Below are 17235 nucleotides of genomic sequence, written 5' to 3' on the forward strand. Positions count from 1 at the left end.
CCTCCCTTTCTTGTCCAGTGCCGTGCTTTGACTGCCTGGCGGCCTTAGCGCTGCTCGCCGTCCCGGCGGGGTCCGTCCGCGCTGGGTTCTCCCTGCCGGGGTTCGTTGGTGACCCGGACGCCGTACTGCGGCCGGCCGTCGGGCAGGTCCGGGTAGCTGACCCCGGAGGGGCGCACCGGTTCCTCCTCCGCGGCGGGCTCACCGGCGGCCGCCGGCTGGCCGGCGTCGGCGGTCCGCTGGCCATACGGGTCGCTCCAGCCCGCGGGACGCTGGGGCATCGGCCCCTGCCCCTGGTGGCCGGGCTGCTGCTGCTGCGGGCCCGGCTGTTGCGGACCGGGCTGCTGCGGGCCGGGCTGCTGCGGGCCGGGCTGGAACGGCTGGTGCTGGTGGTCGTGCTGCTGGTAGCCCGCGGCGGAGGCGTCATGCTGCGTCATCGGCAGCTGGTGCAGCAGGCGGCGCGCCTCATGGGCGGCCTCGAAGGCCACCACGACGTCGTAGTTCGTTGCGACCACCTGGCTGGTGGAGGTGAAGTCACGCTTGCCGCGCTGCATGGCGTACGTGACGATGCCGAACAGCATAAAGAAGGCCGCACCCATCAACACCGAGGTGACGATCGAGAAGTAGCCGCCCGACTCCGAGAAGAAGGAGAGCATGACTCCCACGAAGAGGCCGAACCACATGCCGCTCAGCGCGCCGGAGAGCGCCACGCGGGGGTAGGTGAGCCGGCCGGTGACGCGCTCCACCATCTTCAGGTCATTGCCGACGATCGAGACCAGCTGCACGGGGAACTGCTGGTCCGCCAGATAGTCCACCGCCTTCTGGGCGTCCAGGTAGGAGTTGTAGGAACCGACGGTGTCCCCCTTGGGAACAGCGCGGGACTCGTCCGCCCCGCCGGGAGCGCCGGCCTTTGGACCACCAAAAATGTTAGACATACGCCCATTCTCACCCATCCAGCTGGGCAGCGGCTGCAAATTCAGCTAAAAGAGAGCGGACTCGGTAGCCTGTAGGTGTGAGCACAACTCTTTCGCGGGTATTTGTCGCGCGCCTCCTCGGACTGGACGTCTTCGACCCCCTGGGCGACCGTCTGGGCCGGTTGCGCGACGTCGTCGTGCTCTCCCGCGGCAACCGGGGCGCCCCGCACGTGGTGGGCATCGTCGTCGAGGTCCCCGGCAAGAAGCGCGTCTTCGTGCCGATGACCCGGATCACCTCGATCGACCAGACCCAGGTCATCTGCACCGGGCTGGTGAACCTGCGCCGGTTCGAACAGCGCGGCGCGGAAACCCTCGTGGTCGCCGAGATGTTCGACCGCCGCGTGACCCTGGCCGACGGCAGCGGGGACGCCACCATCGAGGACATCGCGATGGACCGGCACCGCTCCGGCGACTGGTTTGTCAGCAAGCTCTTCGTCCGCCGCGGCCACTCCCTCTCGCCGCTGAGCAGGCTGCGCCGCAACGAAACCATGATCATCGACTGGGCCGACGCCCAGCAGGGCGCCCGCACCGAGCCCCAGGCAGCCACCCAGTTCGTCGCCACCCACGAGGACCTCAAGCCCGCTGACTTTGCCGAGGCGCTCCAGGAGATGAGCGACAAGCGCCGCTTCGAGGTCGCCAGCGAGCTCCAGGACGAACGCCTCGCCGACGTCCTGCAGGAAATGCCCGAGGGCGACCAGGTGGAAATCCTCTCCGCCCTCGACGTCGAACGCGCCGCCGACGTGCTGGAGGAGATGGACCCCGACGACGCCGCAGACCTCCTCGCCGAGCTCCCCAGCGCGCAGGCCGAGGAACTGCTGCAGTTGATGGAACCCGAAGGCGCCGAGGACGTGCGCCGCCTGCTCGAATACGACGAGGACACCGCCGGCGGCCTGATGACGCCCGTTCCGGTCATCCTGCCCCCGGAAGCGACCGTCGCCGAGGCCCTCGCCCACGTCCGGCGCGAGGAGCTCTCCCCCGCGCTGGCCTCGTCGATCTTCATCGCGCGCCCGCCGCTGGAGACGCCGACGGGGCGTTTCCTCGGCGTCGTGCACATCCAGCAGCTGCTGCGCTACCCGCCGCCGGAACCGCTGGGCAACCTGGTGGACAAGAACCTCGAGCCGGTCTCTGACCAGGCCCACATCAGCGAGGTGGCGCGCACCCTGGCTACCTACAACCTCAACTCACTCCCCGTGGTCAACGAAGACGGCCGACTCGTCGGGGCGGTGACTGTTGATGACGTGCTTGATCATCTGTTGCCCGACGACTGGCGCGCCCACGATGACGACGCCCCGATAAGGAAACTTGGAGGCCGCATTGGCTGATATCAGCACACCACGGAACCCCAACGTCCGCCCGGGAGCCCGGACCACCGGCGGCCTTGATACCCCGCTGAGCGGCCGCGCCCGGATCCTGCCCAAGTTCTCCCCCAACCCGGATGCCTTCGGCCACGCCACCGAGGGCTTCGCCCGGTTCATGGGCACGCCGACGTTCCTGGTCTACATGACCGTGTTTTGCGTCTTCTGGCTGGTCTGGAACACTTTTGCGCCGAAGGAGTGGCAGTTCGACTCCCAGGCGCTCGGGTACACGCTGCTGACCCTGATGCTCTCCCTGCAGGCCTCCTACGCCGCACCGCTGCTGCTGCTGGCCCAGAACCGCCAGGACGACCGTGACCGCGTCTCGCTGGAGCAGGACCGCCAGCGTGCCGAACGCAACCTCTCCGACACCGAATACCTGACCCGGGAACTCGCCTCGCTGCGCATCGCCCTGCGCGAGGTCGCAACCCGCGACTACGTCCGGGCCGAGCTGCGCAGCCTCCTTGAGGACATGCTCGAAGCGCAGGAGGAACTGCGCACCCACGACCCCTCGGCCGGCGTACACGAGACCCCGCGGGACAAAGTCAAGGAAAAGCTCAAGGAACGCCGCGACAAACAGCGCAGCCCGCGTACCCAGCAGATCCCCCGCGTCAGGAGCGAGGCAACGCCGGACAAGCAGTCCGGTTCCGGTCCGGACGCCACCGGCGCGCCGGCGCACCGCACCTTCCCCGAAAGCTGAGCCAAGCCCGCAATGAGCACCCCGCAGGGATCAACCCCGGCATTCCCCCTGGACCAGGCCGTGCACGCCGCACTGGCCACCGTGATCGACCCGGAACTGCGCCGCCCCATCACCGAACTCGGCATGGTCGATTCCGTGGACATTTCCGGCTCCGGCCACGTACGGATAGCCGTGCTGCTCACCATTGCGGGCTGCCCGCTGCGCGGCACCATCACCGCGGACTGCGAGGCGGCCCTGGCCGCCGTGCCGGGCGTCACCGCCGTCGACGTCGAACTCAAGGTCATGTCCCAGGAACAGCGCGATGCGCTCAAGGAGCGGTTGCGCGGCCCGGGCGGTGCGCGCGGCATCCCGTTCAACGCGCCGGGCTCCCTGACCAAGGTCTACGCCGTGGCGAGCGGCAAGGGCGGGGTGGGGAAATCCTCGGTGACCGTGAACCTGGCCTGCGCCCTCGCGGCCCAGGGGCTGCGGGTGGGGATCGTCGACGCGGATGTGTACGGCTTCTCGGTCCCGGCGCTGATGGGCATCAGCCAGGCACCCACCCGGGTGGACGACATGATCCTGCCGCCGGTGGCCTACGGCGTCAAGGTCATCTCCATCGGCATGTTCGTCACGGGCAACCAGCCGGTGGCCTGGCGCGGGCCGATGCTGCACCGCGCCCTCGAGCAGTTCCTCACCGACGTCTACTTCGGCGATCTGGACGCCCTGTTCCTGGACTTGCCGCCGGGCACGGGCGACATCGCCATCTCGGTGGCCCAGCTGCTGCCCAGGGCGCAGATCCTGGTCGTGACCACTCCCCAGGCCGCGGCGGCCGACGTGGCCGAGCGGGCCGGGGCGATCGCGGTCCAGACCGGCCAGTCAGTGGCCGGCGTCGTGGAGAACATGTCCTATCTGGAAATGCCCGACGGCGGCAGGATGGAACTCTTCGGCAGCGGCGGAGGCGCCGTGCTCGCCGAGCGTCTCTCCGCCACCGTTGGCACCGACGTGCCGCTGCTGGGCCAGATTCCGCTCGACATCCTGCTTCGCGAAGGCGGTGACACCGGCGTTCCGCTTGTGCTTGGCCGGCCCGAAACTCCGGCAGCGCTGGCCCTGGCGGGCATAGCCGGCAGGCTGGCTGCCAGCCCGCGCGGGCTGAAAGGGATGTCGCTGGGCCTCCAGCCCCGCTGACACGGGCCGCACCGGGCCCGCCGGACGTCCTGTTTAGGTTGCCTCGGAGTCGAACGGCGCAGCCTCGCCCTCCGGCAGCCGCTCAACGACCCGGGCCGGCCGGCGCTCTTCGGCGGTGGCGACGGCGGCGGGCGCACCGGCGCTCACGGGCTTGGTGTCGTCCTCCAGGAGGGCTTCCTTGATGATCCGGCGGGGGTCGTACTGCCGGGGGTCGTACTTCTTCCAGTCCACATCGTCGATGTCGATGCCGACTTCTTCCTTGATCTGCTCGCGGGCGCCGGAGGCCATCCGCCGGACTTCCTTGACGATGTTGGCCAGCTTCTGCGTGTATTCGGGCAGCCTGCTGGGTCCGATCACCAAAAGGCCGATGATCAGCAGAAGTATGAACTCCGGTCCGTTGATTCCAAGCACCCTAGGAAGATTACCCTCTCAGTCCTGTGCGCGACGATTCCAGAAAACGCTGCCCGGGCCTGGCTGACGGGCCCCCTTACGGTGCGGCGCCATGGTGTGCGTCATCGTGCCAGCAGCTCCACAATCCGTTCCAGGCCCCGCTCAAGGCGGGCCGGGACTCCCTCCGCGCCGTGCGCCGTCGGGGCCTTAACGGGATGGGCATGCACCAGGGCGCCCACGCCGTCGTCCGCCTGCTCCGCCGGGAGCTCGGAGATATACGTGAAGGTGGCCGTGGACGTCCGGTAGATGGCGCGGAAGGGCGCCTCTTTGTTGATCCAAAGCGAGCCGGCCGGGGCGGCGGGGCCAACCGCCGCGGCGGCGTCCAGCCGGGCGGCAACGAAGCCGTCCTCGGTGGCCGGATGCCCGGTCAGCACGTTCACCGGCGGCCAGGCTGCGGGCTGTGCTGGGCCAGGCTGTGCTGGGCCAGCGGCCCCGGGGGTCGGCCGCACAGTGCCGGCCGTGCCATGCTGGTCGGCGGAGACGTCCGCGTGTTGTTCCAGGACCGTCGCAAAGTGCCGGCCGTCGGTGAGGCGAAGCTCCAGGAGTTTCGAGCCGTCGGCGACCCCGCCGCGGGCCCAGACGAGGTGGTAGCCCAGCTCCCGCAGTTCCGGGCAGGTCCAGCCACGGGCACGCAGTGCGGAGAGCTGTTCGGCGCTCAGCGAGCCGGCCGGCGTGACGTCCGGCTCGCCGCTGAGCTTCCACGCGGCCGCCGAGATGCTCTCGGAAGACAGGGCCGGGCCGGACGGACCCGACCCGGGAAAGGCCGAGGTGAACGCCTCGTCGGCGGGCAGCGCCGTATCGCTGCCCATGAGGTAGGCGGCGCCGCCCATCAGGACGGCGGTGGCAGCCACGCCGCCGGCGATCTGGACAGCGAGCCGCAGCGGCCGCCCCTGCTGTGGCGGCGTCCGCCGCGGCGCAACCGAGGCCGGACCGGGCGCGGGAGCCGCCTCCGCATCCTGCTGCCCGGCGGCCAGGACGCCGGTGCGGGCCAGCAGGCGGGCGGTCAGATCTTCGCTTGCGGCGGGCACAGCGGCACCGCGCAGCCGTTCGAGGTATTGGCGTTCGCGCTGCAGCCGGGCACGGCACGCGGTGCACCGCTCAAGGTGTTTCCGGCGCCGCTCCTGGGCCCTGCCGGTGAGCGGCTGCGCGCCCGTCCGGACCCGGCCCGGTTTCCGGCCGAAATACGTGCACGTGAGGCCCGCGAGGAAGTGTTTCAGTTGACCCATTGCCTGGTTCAGAGGAGGCCGGCGATGCGGGGCATCTTGAGCCGGGGCTTCAGTGACTGCTTTGCGGCCGGCTGCGGCCTGGGGTCGCGGTGGGCGAGCTTCTCGCGGAGCATCGTCCGGCCGCGGTGGATCCGGGACCGGACGGTGCCGAGTTTGACGTCCAGGGCCACGGCAACCTCGTCATAGGACAGGCCCTCAAGGTCGCAAAGCACCACGGCGGCGCGGAAATCCGGCGGGAGCTCCTCGAGGGCGGCCTGCACGTCCAGATCGAGGTTGTTGAATTCAAAGCTCTGCTCCGGACCGGGCTCGCGGCCGGGAATGCGCGACTCGGCGTCCTCGGCCAGCGCATCGAAGCGGATCCGGCTCTTACGCCGGGCCTGGTCGAGGAAGAGATTGGTGGTGATGCGGTGCAGCCAGCCGTCGAGCGTACCGGGCTTGAAGTTGTCCAGCGAGCGGAAGACCCGGACGAAGACTTCCTGGGTGAGGTCCTCGGCGTCGTACTTGTTGCCCGTGAGCCGATACGCCAGGCGGTAGACCTTGGCGGAGTGGTTGGTCACCACCTCTTCCCACGTCGGCCTGACCCATTCGGCCTCGGCCGTGGGCTGGGACTCGTCAGTTACCGGGACAGCTGCCACAACCGACATTGTCCACTCCCCTCGCGGATGGTGCTTACGCCTGGATGGCACTTGCTGCTGCAAGCCCCTACACCCCTAGATTCGGCGCCGATCACCACGCGGATGAGCGGATATCCATCATTTCAAAATAAGCTGGGAATTTCCTGACGTGGCCGGTTCTTCCGCCCACGGCGGAACGCAGAAGACCGTGCGGGACACAGTACGCTGTATGAAACACTCCCCTCCTGCCCGGAAAGCGATACCCATGAGCGCCGATAAGTCCACGAGCTGGTCCTACGCAGAAGATCTGCCTGCCGAGGATGAGGTCTTGTTGCACGCGCGCGAACGGTCTTTCGAACTGGGCGTCACCCCGATCGGGCCCGGCGTCGGCGCCGTCCTGACCGTACTCGCAGCCGCCTCCAAGGCTCAGACCGCGGTGGAAATCGGCACCGGGGCCGGCGTTTCCGGCGTCTGCATCCTGCGGGGCCTGGGGCCGCAGGCGGTGCTGACGACGATCGACGTCGACGTCGAACACCTCCGCGCCGCGCGGGAGTCCTTCCAGGAGGCCGGGAGCCCCGCCAACCGCACGCGCACCATTTCCGGCCGTGCCGGCGACGTGCTGCCGCGCCTGACCGACGGCGCCTATGACCTGGTGTTCATCGACGCGGACAAGCCCAACTACCCCAGCTACGTGGAGCAGGCCGTCCGGCTGCTCAAGTCCGGCGGCCTGCTGATCGTCAACGACGCCCTGGACAAGGACCGCGTCTCCAACCCCGCGGCCCGCGAGGCAACCACCGTCGTCCTGCGCCAGGTCGGCAAATCCATCCGCGACGACGACCGCCTCGCCTCAGCCATGCTGCCCACCGGCGACGGTTTGCTGGTGGCGGTCAAGAGATAGCCCGGGCTGCCGGAAAGGGGCCCGCTGCCAACCGGCTGCGGGCCCCTTTTCCTGTGACGAAAAGGCTATTCGGTAACGCCGACCAGGCATTCCTTAAGATTTGTCGCTTCGGCAGCGTTGAGTTCGACCACAAGCCGTCCCCCGCCTTCGAGCGGAACCCGCATGATCAGGCTGCGGCCCTCTTTGGTCACTTCCATAGGGCCGTCGCCGGTGCGTGGTTTCATAGCCGCCATGAGGAATATCCCCTCCAGTAGTCCCGTGACTTACCAGCCCGGCCGGGCTGTGTCCGCTTGGTCAAACAAGACGCCTGGCGGCCGTGATGGCAGCCGCCGTGGCTCAACACTCGGTTTTCCTTTGCTTACGGCCCATTATCCCGTAATTACGCGCTTGTAGCTAATCGATGGACTTTTTATGCTCCTTGGGAATGTCGCGCTTACGGCAGGAAAACGTGTTCGGCGTCACGGCGGATAGTCGCCGCCGCCGGGCAATTGGGCCCACGCCCAAAGCCACACGATCCAGACGATTTGCAGCAGAATAAACATGACAACAACCGTCGCGCGGTAGGCGCGGGAGCGGGATACGAGTGCCGCGCCGAGGGCCAGCGGGAAGAGCGGCAGCAGCATCCGGAAGGTGCTGGTCTGCGGGTGCAGGAACACCAGCAGATAACCCACGTAACAAACGCACCACAGTCGCAGCTCCGTGCCCAGCGCCGCCACGGGACGGGACATCATGAGCAGGACAAAGGCGGCCACGAAGACGAACGGCGCCAGCAGCCCCAGGACGGGTCCGAAGAGCTGGACGCCGGTGTCGAACCAGGGTTTGAAGGGCACCAGGTCATGCCCGCGCCACACCGTTTCGGTCTTGGTGTAGGCCTGGACGTCGCCCGTGACGACGAAGGCAAACGCGGGCCACAACAGCGCCCCCAGGCCGCTGACGGCGGCAAGGCCGGCCAGCGACCATAGCTCCCCGGGGCTATGGGTCCCGGCGGCGGGCGGCCCGGCGGCGGAGGTCCCGGCGGCGGGCATCCCCAGGTCGGGGCTGTGCACCGCACCGGTCCGGGGCCGGCCGCGGACCGTCGCGACGAGGCTCGGGTATACGCGGTACAGGAACAGCAGCCCGACCATCGCGGCGAACGGCACGCCGGTTGGCCGCGACAGGCACATCAGAAGCACCACCGGCATGGCCCAGAGGTAGCGCCGGCGCAGGACGAGCAGCAGCGCCGCGGCCAGCAGTAGGAGATTCAGGGACTCCGCGTAGGGAACCTGCAGCACCGGGGAGACGGGGAAGGTGGAGAAGTACACCGTGCCCCAGAGCGCCGTGCGGTGGGTGGCCTTGTGCCGGAATAGCCGGTAGACCACAAGGGCCGCCGCCAGTCCGGAGAGCATGGCGATGACGGTGAGCGCGGCGGCGGGCGCGATTCCGGCCAGCCCGGCGAGGGTCCGGCCCAGCAGCGGGAAGAGCGGGTAGAAGGCCCATGTGTTTTCCTGCACCGCGCCGGCGTCGTCGGTCGGCAGTTGGGCGGGATAGCCGTTCCGCAGGGCCTCGCCGTACCAGCGGGCATCCCAGATGTTGATGAAGTTCCAGTAGTCGGGCTTCGCCGGAAACCACGGGTTCACGCCCTGGTGCAGGGCGGCCGCCATGAAGATGCAGGCGCTGACCAGCCGCGCGGCAAGGTAGATGCCGCCGACCTGAAGCCACCACGGCCAGCGGGCGGCGCGCGTGCCGGCGGCCGCAATCCGGCTCCACACGGCGGAGTTCAGGCCCTCCTGAGCCACCGGGGTCACGGGGCCGGGTCCGGCGCAGGGTCCGGGTGCCGTTCCGGCGCCCCTTCCGGCAGCGGGTGTTCCAGCGGGGGTAGTTCCGGCGTCGTTGCCTCACGCTCCGTGCGGAGCCGGGCGATTTCGCGGTCCTTCCGGGCGATCTGGTCCCGCAGCTCGTCGAGGACCTGGTCCACCTGGTCCATCCGGTAGCCGCGCAGCCCGACGCCGAACCTGATCCGGTCGACGTCGGCCGGGTCCGCGTCGGCGGGCAGCAGCACGGCCGGCAGCGAGGCCACCGGCTCGTCGAAGCCGTCGTTGAAGGGCTGTTCGCCGGCGCCGCGGCGGAAGATCCGCGGCACCAGGTCGGTGCCGACGAGGATGGCGACGGCGGCCAGCACGGTCGCCACGAAAACCAGGAAGAAACTCACAGCTCCATCGTGCCAGACCCGGCCGTGCGGGCTGCTCAGGCCCGCGGGCCGTTAGCCGCGCCGTAGCTGCCGTTTCCAGTGCCGTTGGTCCCAGTGCTGTTGCTCCCAGTGCCGTTGTTCCCAGTGCTGGGGTTGGTTCCGTTCGGGTTGCGGTGGCGGGCGGCGCCTTCGACGATGAGTTCGACGGCGAGCGCCGGGTCGTCAACGACCTGCACCAGGTCGAGGTCTTCCTCCGCCATCATGCCCTCGGCGACCAGGGTGGTCTGGATCCAGTCCAGCATCGGGCTCCAGAAGGCGGTCCCGATCAGCACGATCGGGAAGGAAGTCACCTTCCGGGTCTGGACCAGGACCATGGCCTCGAATAGCTCATCCAGGGTGCCGAGGCCGCCGGGAAGGACAATGAAACCCTGGGCGTACTTCACGAACATGGTCTTGCGCGCAAAGAAATAGCGGAAGTTGATGCCCAGGTCCACCCACTGGTTCATGCCCTGCTCGAAGGGCAGTTCGATCCCCAGGCCTACCGACACCCCGTTGCCCTGGACCGCGCCCTTGTTGGCCGCTTCCATGGACCCGGGACCGCCGCCGGTGATCACGGCCAGGCCGGCTTCGGCCAGTTTGCGGCCCACGTCGACGGCCAGCTCATAGTTGAGGCTGCCCGGCAGCGTCCGGGCGGAGCCGAACACGCTGACCGCCGGGCCAAGGTCCGCGAGGGCGCCGAAACCTTCCACGAATTCGCTCTGGATCCGCAGCACACGCCACGGGTCGGTGTGCACAAACTGTCCGGGGCCCTTGGTGTCCAGCAGCGTCTGGTCCGACATCGTGACCCTGGCAGCCTTGCGGCGCAGCTCCAACGGGCCCTTGTGCCGGATGCCGTTCGCCTGCGGGGCGTCCCGCCGCCCGGCCCCGGCGTTCGGTGCGGGGTTCTGCTCTGGCGTGGGCTGCTGCTCGGTACTCATGCCCATAGGCTAGCGCGGATCGGAAGGCCCGGCCCCGCGGCGCGGCGGGCCGCCGGGAGGGTGTGGTACGACCCTGACCTGCGGATATCTCTTGGGTCACGATGTTGACCAACTCCGAGTGATTGGGGTCATAATCCGCTAATGTTCGCTAGATTCTTCTTATGACTACTCAAGTGCCCGGCGATGCCCTCGTCTCCCTAAATGCCGTCAACAAGCATTACGGCCAGTTGCACGTCCTCAAGGACATCAATCTGAACGTCCGCAAGGGAGAGGTCGTTGTTGTCATCGGCCCCTCGGGCTCCGGCAAGTCAACGCTCTGCCGCGCCATCAACCGCCTCGAGACCATCGACGACGGCGTCATCACGATCGACGGCAAGGAACTTCCCGCGGAGGGCAAGGAACTCGCAAAGCTGCGCGCCGACGTCGGGATGGTCTTCCAGTCCTTCAACCTGTTCGCGCACAAAACGATCCTGGAAAACGTCACGCTCGGCCCGATCAAGGTCAAGGGGGTGTCCAAGGCCGAGGCCGACAAGGACGCCATGGCTCTGCTGGAGCGCGTCGGCGTCGGACACCAGGCACCGAAGCTGCCGGCCCAGCTCTCCGGCGGCCAGCAGCAGCGCGTGGCCATCGCCCGCGCCCTGGCCATGAAGCCGAAGGTGATGCTCTTCGACGAGCCCACCTCCGCGCTGGACCCGGAAATGATCAACGAAGTCCTCGACGTCATGATCCAGCTGGCCAAGGAAGGCATGACGATGATCGTGGTGACCCACGAGATGGGCTTCGCCCGCAAGGCAGCCGACCGCGTGGTCTTCATGGCCGACGGCCAGATCGTCGAGGACGCGACGCCCGAGGAGTTCTTCACCAACCCCAAGAGCGATCGGGCCAAAGACTTCCTGTCCAAGCTCCTGACCCACTGAGCCGGCAAGGCTCCGCACACCACCACTGAAATTCCGCAGATTCCGCACCCAGGCTGCCGCGAGGCGGCCGTCCAATGAAAGGAATGTCATGATGGCATTTTTGACCCGAAGGAAATCCCTTCTGGTGGCCGCATCCGCAGCTCTGGCGTTGAGCCTGAGCGCCTGCGGCGGCAGCTCCTCCACGACGAACCCGCCCGTAGCCGAGAAGCCGAGCTTCGCCGCCGACAGCACCATGGCAAAGCTTTCTTCTGCCGGCAAGATCACCATCGGCACCAAGTTCGACCAGCCGCTGTTCGGCCAGAAGGGCCTCGACGGCAAGCCTGTCGGTTTCGACGTTGAGATCGGCAAGCTGATCGCCGCGAAGCTGGGCATCCCCGCCGACAAGATCGAGTGGGTCGAGACTGTTTCCGCCAACCGCGAGCAGTTCATCAAGCAGGGCAAGGTCGACATCATCGTCGCCACCTACACGATCAACGACAAGCGCAAGACCGAAGTCGACTTCGCCGGCCCGTACTACGAGGCTGGCCAGGCCCTCATGGTGAACAAGGACAACAACTCCATCACCAAGCCCGAGGACGTCAAGGGCAAGAAGGTCTGCTCCGTGACCGGTTCCACCCCTGCCTCTACCATCGTGGAGAAGTACGGAGCAATCCTGGTCCCGGCCGCTACCTACTCGGCCTGCCTTGAGCCGCTGCGCAACAAGCAGGTTGAAGCCGTCACCACCGACAACGTCATCCTCGCCGGATTCGTCAACAAGGAGCCGGACGCCTTCAAGCTGGCCTCGGACGAGACCTTCACCAAGGAGCCTTACGGCATTGGCCTGAAGAAGGACGACAAGGTCTTCCGCAACTGGATCAACGACCAGCTGGAAGCCTTCGACAAGGATGGCTCCTACAAGAAGGCCTGGGAAGCCACCGCGGGCTCCGTCATCAAGACGGCCCCGAAGCTCCCCGCCATCAACCGCTACTAAAGCCGGATGTGGCGGCCGCCGGAAACCGCGGCACTCGCGGCCCGGCGGCCGCCACAGCCCCGCTAACGATTGAATCCCCTCAACGCAGCTGAAGGAACCTATGGACGTCATCATTGAGAGCCTGCCCCAATACTGGGACGGCTTTCTCAGAACCCTCTTCCTGGCAGTGGTCTCGGGAATCATCGCCCTTGTCTTCGGTACCCTGCTCGCAGCGGCCCGGGTCTCCCCCATCGCCGCGCTGCGCGGCTTCAGCATGGCCTACGTGGAGATCGTCCGGAACACCCCGCTGACCATCGCTTTCTTCTTCGCCGCCGTGGTGTTGCCCCGCCTGGGTGTCACGTTCCAGCAGTTCGAAGTCGCCGCCATCATCGCCCTGAGCGCCTACACCTCGGCCTTCATCGCCGAGGCCGTCCGCTCCGGCGTCAACAGCGTTCCCGTGGGCCAGGCCGAGGCCGCCCGCAGCATCGGCATGAAGTTCAGCCAGGTGCTGTCCCTGATCATCCTGCCGCAGGCCCTGCGCACGGTCATCCCGCCCTTGATCAATATCCTGATCGCCCTGGTGAAGAACTCCTCCGTGGCCGGCGCGTTCTATGTGCTGGAGCTCTTCGGCTACGGCAAGCAGCTCGCCAACGACCACGGCGATGCCGTCATGTGGGTCCTGGTGGGCGTCGCGTTCTTCTACCTGCTGATAACCGTCCCGCTTGGCTACCTCGCCAACGTGGTTGAACGAAAGGTGGCGATCGCACGATGACCTCAGTTCTCTACGACGTCCCGGGTCCCAAGGCCCGCCGCGTTTCCCTGATCGGTTCGGTCATCGGCGTCATTGTGATCGGCGCGCTCCTGGTCCTGGCCGTAATGACCCTGGCCCAGCAGGGCATCTTCGAAGGCCAGCGGTGGGCCATCTTCGGCCAGGCCGACGTTTGGACGCTGATCGCCAACGGCATCGGTGCCACGCTGAGCGCCGCCGCGGTCTCGGCCGTGATCGCCTTCCCCCTGGGCCTGCTGCTGTGCCTGATGCGGATCTCCGACGTCGCCTGGATCCGTGTCCCCACCCGCATCGTCCTGGAGTTCCTCCGCGGCATGCCGGTGGTCCTGATGATGCTGTTCGTGTTGCTCGTCTTTGCCACCAGCTCCTTCATCGCCGTCGTGGCCGGCCTGGTCCTCTACAACTCGGCCATCTTCGCCGAAATCATCCGGGCCGGCATCCAGTCGCTGCCCAAAGGCCAGCGGGAAGCCGGCCTCGCCATCGGCCTGACCAGCTTCCAGTCCCGGCTGACCATCGAGCTGCCCCAGGCCATCCGCCGCATGCTCCCCTCGCTCGTGGCGCAGCTGGTTGTCCTGCTCAAGGACACCTCGCTCGGATACATCGTGGCCTACGGCGAGCTCCTGCGCGCGGTGCAGGTCATGGCGGACTTCCTGGGTCCGCAGTTCCTCTTCCCGGTGTTCTTCGTGGCCGCCGCGATCTACATCGCGATCAACCTGGCAGTCTCCCGCATCGCCATCTGGATCGAGAAGCGCGGTTCCAAGAAGGCCGCCGGCGGCATGGCCCACGTCCCGGTCGCCGGAGTCGCACCGGCCAAGTAGCCGGTACCAGCCGCCAGTACAAACGCAGGAGGTCCGGAACCCAGTCGGGTTCCGGACCTCCTGCGTTTTTCCCGGACGGGCCAGCGGCGAATTGGTCCCGGCCGGCTATACTCCCAGCCAGCTCCGCAGCGCCCGCAGGCACTCGCGGATCGCGTCGGCGTCGACGTGCTCGTCGTCCTTGTGCGCCAGCAGCGCATCGCCCGGCCCGAAGTTCACGGCGGGGACGCCGAGCTCGCTGAAACGCGCGACGTCGGTCCAGCCGTACTTCGGCTTCGGCTCCGCGCCGACGGCGGCGACGAAGGACGCGGCGGCGGGGTGGTTCAGGCCGGGCCGGGCCCCGTTCGCTCCGTCGGTGCGGACCAGGTCGAAGCCGGCGAGCAGTTCGCGGACGTGCTCCTCGGCCTGCTGCATGGATTTGTCCGGGGCGAAGCGGTAGTTGATCTCCACCACGCAGCGGTCCGGAATGACGTTGCCGGCCGTCCCGCCGTTGACCCGCACGGCGTTGAGGCTCTCCCGGTAGTCCAGTCCGTCCACGGTGACGGTCTGCGGCTGGTAGGCGGCCAGCCTGGCCAGGATCGGGGCCGCAGCGTGGATGGCGTTGCTGCCCATCCAGGCCCGCGCCGAGTGGGCCGCCTCACCGAGGGTGGTCGCCTCGAAACGGATGGTGCCGTTGCAGCCGCCCTCGACGGTCCCGTCGGTCGGTTCCAGCAGGATCGCAAAGTCGCCCTCGAGCAGGCCGCCGTGGTTCCGGACCAGCCGGCCGAGGCCGCTCTTGACCCCCTCCACTTCCTCGTGGTCATAGAAGACGAAGGTGACGTCCTTATCCGGTGCCGCGCCGCCGTCGAACAGGCCCGCTGCCAGCGCGAGCTGCACCGCGACGCCGCTCTTCATGTCGGTGGCGCCTCGCCCGTACAGGACGCCCTCCCCCGGCGCCCCTGAGGGCCAGTAGGAGGGGACGGTGCCCAGCGCTCCCTCGGTGGTCGGCAGCGGGACCGTGTCCAGGTGTCCGGCGAGAATGACGCGCTCCGCCCTGCCCAGGTTGGTGCGGGCGATCATCGCGTCGCCGTCGCGGGTCAGCTCCAGCTGCGGGATGGTTCGGAGGGCATGCTCCACGGCGTCAGCCAGGCGGCGTTCCTCTCCGGAGACGCTGAAAATGTCGATGATGTCCGCGGTCAGCAGGGCAACGTCCTGGCGCAGGTCCAGGCGGGCGGGGGCAGTATGATCAGTCACCGTTCCACTGTATCTGCCCGCCCCCCGTCACCGGTTTCGGGGAGCGCGGGGGCCGTCTATAGACTTGACGCATGACTGAAACCGCTTCTGCTGCTGTGCCCGACAACTCCCGCTCCGCCTACGGTTACGGGCTCGCAACCATCGCCACCCGCAACGGCACGGCCACGGTGCTGGACGTCTGGTTCCCGGCGCCGGCGCTCGGAACCGCTGCAGAGAACCTGCGCGACGTCGCGAACGCGGACCAGTCACTGCTCGACATCGCCGCACACGGCGCCGACGCGGACCGTGGCACCGAACAAAAGGTCGTTTTCGCGCAGATCCACCTTGACGAGGCGCCTGCCGACACCGCGGACGCGTACCTGCGCCTGCACCTGCTCTCCCACCGTCTGGTGCGGCCGAACAGCATCAACCTGGACGGTGTTTTCGGCAAGCTGCCCAACGTCGTGTGGACCAACTTCGGCCCGGCCGCCGTCGAGGACTTCGAACTGACCCGGGCGCGGCTGCGCAAGCGCGGCGCGGTGACCGTCTACGGCGTGGACAAGTTCCCCCGGATGGTCGACTACGTCATCCCCTCCGGTGTGCGGATCGCCGATGCCGACCGGGTCCGCCTCGGCGCGCACCTGGCCGAGGGCACCACCGTCATGCACGAGGGTTTCGTAAACTTCAACGCCGGTACGCTCGGAACATCCATGGTCGAGGGCCGCATCTCCGCCGGCGTGGTGGCCGGCGACGGCTCCGACGTCGGCGGCGGGGCCTCCATCATGGGCACCCTCTCCGGCGGCGGCAAGGAGAAGATCTCCCTTGGGGAACGGGTCCTGCTCGGCGCCAACTCCGGCGTGGGCATCAGCATCGGCGACGACTCCGTCGTCGAGGCCGGCCTCTACGTCACGGCCGGAACCCGGGTGCGGGTGATCGGGCCGAAGGACGCCGACGGCGAGGACACCAGCCGGATCGTCAAGGCCGTCGAACTCTCCGGCGTCCCGAATCTGCTCTTCCGCCGCAACTCCTCCAGCGGCGAGGTGGAAGTACTGCCGCGCAAGGGCCAGACTGTCGAGCTCAATGAGGCCCTGCACGCCAACTAGGCGGCTGCCGCCAACCAGCCGGCTGAAGAACAAAACGGCTGAAGAACAAACCGGCCCGTCAGGGCTTGAGGGAGTAGTTACGTGGCACGCAGAGGTGGCTGGCGCCGTCGGATCGTGCTGTTGCTGACCCTGGCGATGGTGGCGGGGGCCATCTACACGGCGGTGGGATTCCTGCAGCGCTCCGAAACGCTGATCACGGAGCGCTGCACGGCGGTGGGCGCAGGCGGCGAAGATCTTGCCACCGACCAGGCCGCCAATGCCGCCCTGATCAGCGCCATTGCGGTCCGGCGCGGGCTGCCGGCACGCGCAGCCAGCATCGCCCTGGCCACCTCCATGCAGGAATCGAAGCTGCGCAACATCGGCCACGGCGACCAGGCCGGCCCGGATTCCCGAGGGCTGTTCCAGCAACGGCCGTCGCAGGGCTGGGGCACCGAGCAGCAGGTGATGGACCCGTACCACGCCACAAACGCCTTCTACGATGCGCTGGTGAAGATCCCGGGCTACGAATCGCTTCCCATCACGGAGGCCGCGCAGCGGGTCCAGCGTTCAGCGTACCCGGGCGCCTATGCCCAGCATGAGCCGATGGCCCGGGCCTTCGCCTCGGCGCTGACCGGGTACACCCCGCAGGGCGTCGATTGCTCGCTGCGCAAGCCGGATGCCGCCGGGGCCGCCGGGCAGGTCCGCCAGCGCCTGCTGGCGGCTTTCGGGAGCATCCCGGCGACGGCGGCCGGCCGGACGCTGACCATCCAGGTCCAGGGCAGCGAGGCGTGGGCAGTGGCGCAGTGGGCGGTGGCCAACGCCAAGGCCTTGTCCGTCACGGAGGTGCGGGTTGACGGGCAGGGCTGGACCAGGGTGTCCCACAAGGGCTGGCAAACCGCAGAAGGGCCTGAGGGGCAGGTCACCATTACGGTTGCCGATAAACCCGCGTCGTAG

Annotated in this window: 19 protein-coding genes; 10 read left to right on the forward strand and 9 right to left on the reverse strand. The window is 68.1% G+C overall.

Translation table 11 applies throughout. The features are described from left to right. Positions 1-44: 44 nt before the first annotated feature. Positions 45-932, reverse strand: a complete 888-nt coding sequence (locus AC1DBL_RS00840) for a YflT domain-containing protein (RefSeq protein ID WP_476917066.1) — start codon at positions 930-932, stop codon at positions 45-47. Between the two features lie 77 nt (positions 933-1009). Here AC1DBL_RS00840 and AC1DBL_RS00845 point away from each other — a divergent pair, with 77 nt between their 5' ends. The 3 genes from AC1DBL_RS00845 to AC1DBL_RS00855 are packed head-to-tail and all read left to right on the forward strand — an operon-like array spanning position 1010 to position 4187. Then, positions 1010-2293 carry a magnesium transporter MgtE N-terminal domain-containing protein gene (locus AC1DBL_RS00845; RefSeq protein ID WP_441417184.1) on the forward strand — a complete coding sequence of 428 codons (1284 nt, stop codon included), beginning with the start codon at positions 1010-1012 and terminating at the stop codon, positions 2291-2293. Next, on the forward strand, positions 2274-3023 hold the full coding sequence (locus tag AC1DBL_RS00850) for a DUF1003 domain-containing protein (protein WP_441417183.1): 750 nt from the start codon (positions 2274-2276) through the stop codon (positions 3021-3023). Before AC1DBL_RS00845 ends, AC1DBL_RS00850 begins: the two co-directional genes overlap by 20 nt. Before the next feature lie 12 nt (positions 3024-3035). Beyond that, the gene (locus tag AC1DBL_RS00855; RefSeq protein ID WP_476925294.1) at positions 3036-4187 is read left to right on the forward strand and encodes an Mrp/NBP35 family ATP-binding protein; all 1152 of its coding nucleotides are present in this window, start codon (positions 3036-3038) and stop codon (positions 4185-4187) included. 33 nt (positions 4188-4220) lie between these two features. Here the strand turns inward: AC1DBL_RS00855 and AC1DBL_RS00860 are convergent, their stop codons facing one another. From AC1DBL_RS00860 to sigE, 3 genes are all read right to left on the reverse strand, one after another. Beyond that, entirely contained in the window at positions 4221-4598 is a 378-nt protein-coding gene (locus AC1DBL_RS00860; RefSeq protein WP_441417181.1) for a twin-arginine translocase TatA/TatE family subunit, read from the reverse strand. A 101-nt stretch (positions 4599-4699) separates the two neighbouring features. Continuing rightward, positions 4700-5863, reverse strand: a complete 1164-nt coding sequence (locus tag AC1DBL_RS00865) for an anti-sigma factor family protein (protein WP_476925295.1) — start codon at positions 5861-5863, stop codon at positions 4700-4702. An 8-nt stretch (positions 5864-5871) separates the two neighbouring features. After that, on the reverse strand, positions 5872-6507 hold the full coding sequence (sigE, locus tag AC1DBL_RS00870) for an RNA polymerase sigma factor SigE (RefSeq protein ID WP_175321762.1): 636 nt from the start codon (positions 6505-6507) through the stop codon (positions 5872-5874). Between the two features lie 235 nt (positions 6508-6742). Here sigE and AC1DBL_RS00875 point away from each other — a divergent pair, with 235 nt between their 5' ends. Further along, the gene (locus AC1DBL_RS00875; protein ID WP_476925296.1) at positions 6743-7375 is read left to right on the forward strand and encodes an O-methyltransferase; all 633 of its coding nucleotides are present in this window, start codon (positions 6743-6745) and stop codon (positions 7373-7375) included. 65 nt (positions 7376-7440) lie between these two features. Here the strand turns inward: AC1DBL_RS00875 and AC1DBL_RS00880 are convergent, their stop codons facing one another. The 4 genes from AC1DBL_RS00880 to AC1DBL_RS00895 form a co-directional block, all read right to left on the reverse strand. Then, entirely contained in the window at positions 7441-7608 is a 168-nt protein-coding gene (locus AC1DBL_RS00880) for a DUF3117 domain-containing protein (RefSeq protein WP_079550332.1), read from the reverse strand. Positions 7609-7833: 225 nt separating this feature from the next. After that, a complete protein-coding gene (locus AC1DBL_RS00885) occupies positions 7834-9150 on the reverse strand; it encodes a hypothetical protein (RefSeq protein WP_476925545.1) in 1317 nt (438 codons plus the stop codon). Between the two features lie 5 nt (positions 9151-9155). After that, the gene (locus AC1DBL_RS00890) at positions 9156-9563 is read right to left on the reverse strand and encodes a DivIVA domain-containing protein (protein ID WP_476925297.1); all 408 of its coding nucleotides are present in this window, start codon (positions 9561-9563) and stop codon (positions 9156-9158) included. 35 nt (positions 9564-9598) lie between these two features. After that, positions 9599-10519 (reverse strand): LOG family protein, encoded by a 921-nt coding sequence (locus tag AC1DBL_RS00895; RefSeq protein WP_476925298.1) that lies wholly within the window; start codon positions 10517-10519, stop codon positions 9599-9601. A gap of 161 nt (positions 10520-10680) precedes the next feature. On the opposite strand from AC1DBL_RS00895, the gene AC1DBL_RS00900 reads away from it, so the two are divergent. From AC1DBL_RS00900 to AC1DBL_RS00915, 4 genes are all read left to right on the forward strand, one after another. Next, positions 10681-11436, forward strand: a complete 756-nt coding sequence (locus AC1DBL_RS00900; RefSeq protein ID WP_441417176.1) for an amino acid ABC transporter ATP-binding protein — start codon at positions 10681-10683, stop codon at positions 11434-11436. 88 nt (positions 11437-11524) lie between these two features. Further along, on the forward strand, positions 11525-12406 hold the full coding sequence (locus AC1DBL_RS00905; protein WP_441417175.1) for a glutamate ABC transporter substrate-binding protein: 882 nt from the start codon (positions 11525-11527) through the stop codon (positions 12404-12406). A 100-nt stretch (positions 12407-12506) separates the two neighbouring features. Next, a complete protein-coding gene (locus tag AC1DBL_RS00910; protein WP_441417174.1) occupies positions 12507-13157 on the forward strand; it encodes an amino acid ABC transporter permease in 651 nt (216 codons plus the stop codon). Next, positions 13154-13990, forward strand: coding sequence for an amino acid ABC transporter permease (locus AC1DBL_RS00915; protein WP_441417173.1), 837 nt, complete (start codon positions 13154-13156; stop codon positions 13988-13990). The genes AC1DBL_RS00910 and AC1DBL_RS00915 overlap by 4 nt, the downstream gene beginning before the upstream one ends. Positions 13991-14095: 105 nt before the next feature. Here AC1DBL_RS00915 and dapE read toward each other — a convergent pair whose 3' ends face one another. Beyond that, positions 14096-15220: a succinyl-diaminopimelate desuccinylase gene (gene dapE, locus AC1DBL_RS00920; protein WP_476925299.1), complete on the reverse strand. Its 1125-nt coding sequence runs from the start codon at positions 15218-15220 to the stop codon at positions 14096-14098. Positions 15221-15291: 71 nt separating this feature from the next. On the opposite strand from dapE, the gene dapD reads away from it, so the two are divergent. Both dapD and AC1DBL_RS00930 read left to right on the forward strand, forming a co-directional pair. After that, positions 15292-16302 (forward strand): 2,3,4,5-tetrahydropyridine-2,6-dicarboxylate N-succinyltransferase, encoded by a 1011-nt coding sequence (dapD, locus tag AC1DBL_RS00925; RefSeq protein WP_476892191.1) that lies wholly within the window; start codon positions 15292-15294, stop codon positions 16300-16302. An 81-nt stretch (positions 16303-16383) separates the two neighbouring features. Continuing rightward, the gene (locus tag AC1DBL_RS00930) at positions 16384-17235 is read left to right on the forward strand and encodes a hypothetical protein (RefSeq protein WP_476892190.1); all 852 of its coding nucleotides are present in this window, start codon (positions 16384-16386) and stop codon (positions 17233-17235) included.

Source organism: Arthrobacter sp. 10T44, assembly GCF_056393885.1.

What these genes read in the sequence shown, in the direction of transcription:
- AC1DBL_RS00840 (WP_476917066.1), bottom strand. Translation starts at nt 932, where the DNA reads ATGTCTAACATTTTTGGTGGTCCAAAGGCCGGCGCTCCCGGCGGGGCG.
- AC1DBL_RS00855 (WP_476925294.1), top strand. Translation starts at nt 3,036, where the DNA reads ATGAGCACCCCGCAGGGATCAACCCCGGCATTCCCCCTGGACCAGGCC.
- AC1DBL_RS00865 (WP_476925295.1), bottom strand. Translation starts at nt 5,863, where the DNA reads ATGGGTCAACTGAAACACTTCCTCGCGGGCCTCACGTGCACGTATTTC.
- sigE (WP_175321762.1), bottom strand. Translation starts at nt 6,507, where the DNA reads ATGTCGGTTGTGGCAGCTGTCCCGGTAACTGACGAGTCCCAGCCCACG.
- AC1DBL_RS00875 (WP_476925296.1), top strand. Translation starts at nt 6,743, where the DNA reads ATGAGCGCCGATAAGTCCACGAGCTGGTCCTACGCAGAAGATCTGCCT.
- AC1DBL_RS00880 (WP_079550332.1), bottom strand. Translation starts at nt 7,608, where the DNA reads ATGGCGGCTATGAAACCACGCACCGGCGACGGCCCTATGGAAGTGACC.
- AC1DBL_RS00895 (WP_476925298.1), bottom strand. Translation starts at nt 10,519, where the DNA reads ATGAGTACCGAGCAGCAGCCCACGCCAGAGCAGAACCCCGCACCGAAC.
- AC1DBL_RS00900 (WP_441417176.1), top strand. Translation starts at nt 10,681, where the DNA reads ATGACTACTCAAGTGCCCGGCGATGCCCTCGTCTCCCTAAATGCCGTC.
- AC1DBL_RS00905 (WP_441417175.1), top strand. Translation starts at nt 11,525, where the DNA reads ATGATGGCATTTTTGACCCGAAGGAAATCCCTTCTGGTGGCCGCATCC.
- AC1DBL_RS00910 (WP_441417174.1), top strand. Translation starts at nt 12,507, where the DNA reads ATGGACGTCATCATTGAGAGCCTGCCCCAATACTGGGACGGCTTTCTC.
- AC1DBL_RS00915 (WP_441417173.1), top strand. Translation starts at nt 13,154, where the DNA reads ATGACCTCAGTTCTCTACGACGTCCCGGGTCCCAAGGCCCGCCGCGTT.
- dapD (WP_476892191.1), top strand. Translation starts at nt 15,292, where the DNA reads ATGACTGAAACCGCTTCTGCTGCTGTGCCCGACAACTCCCGCTCCGCC.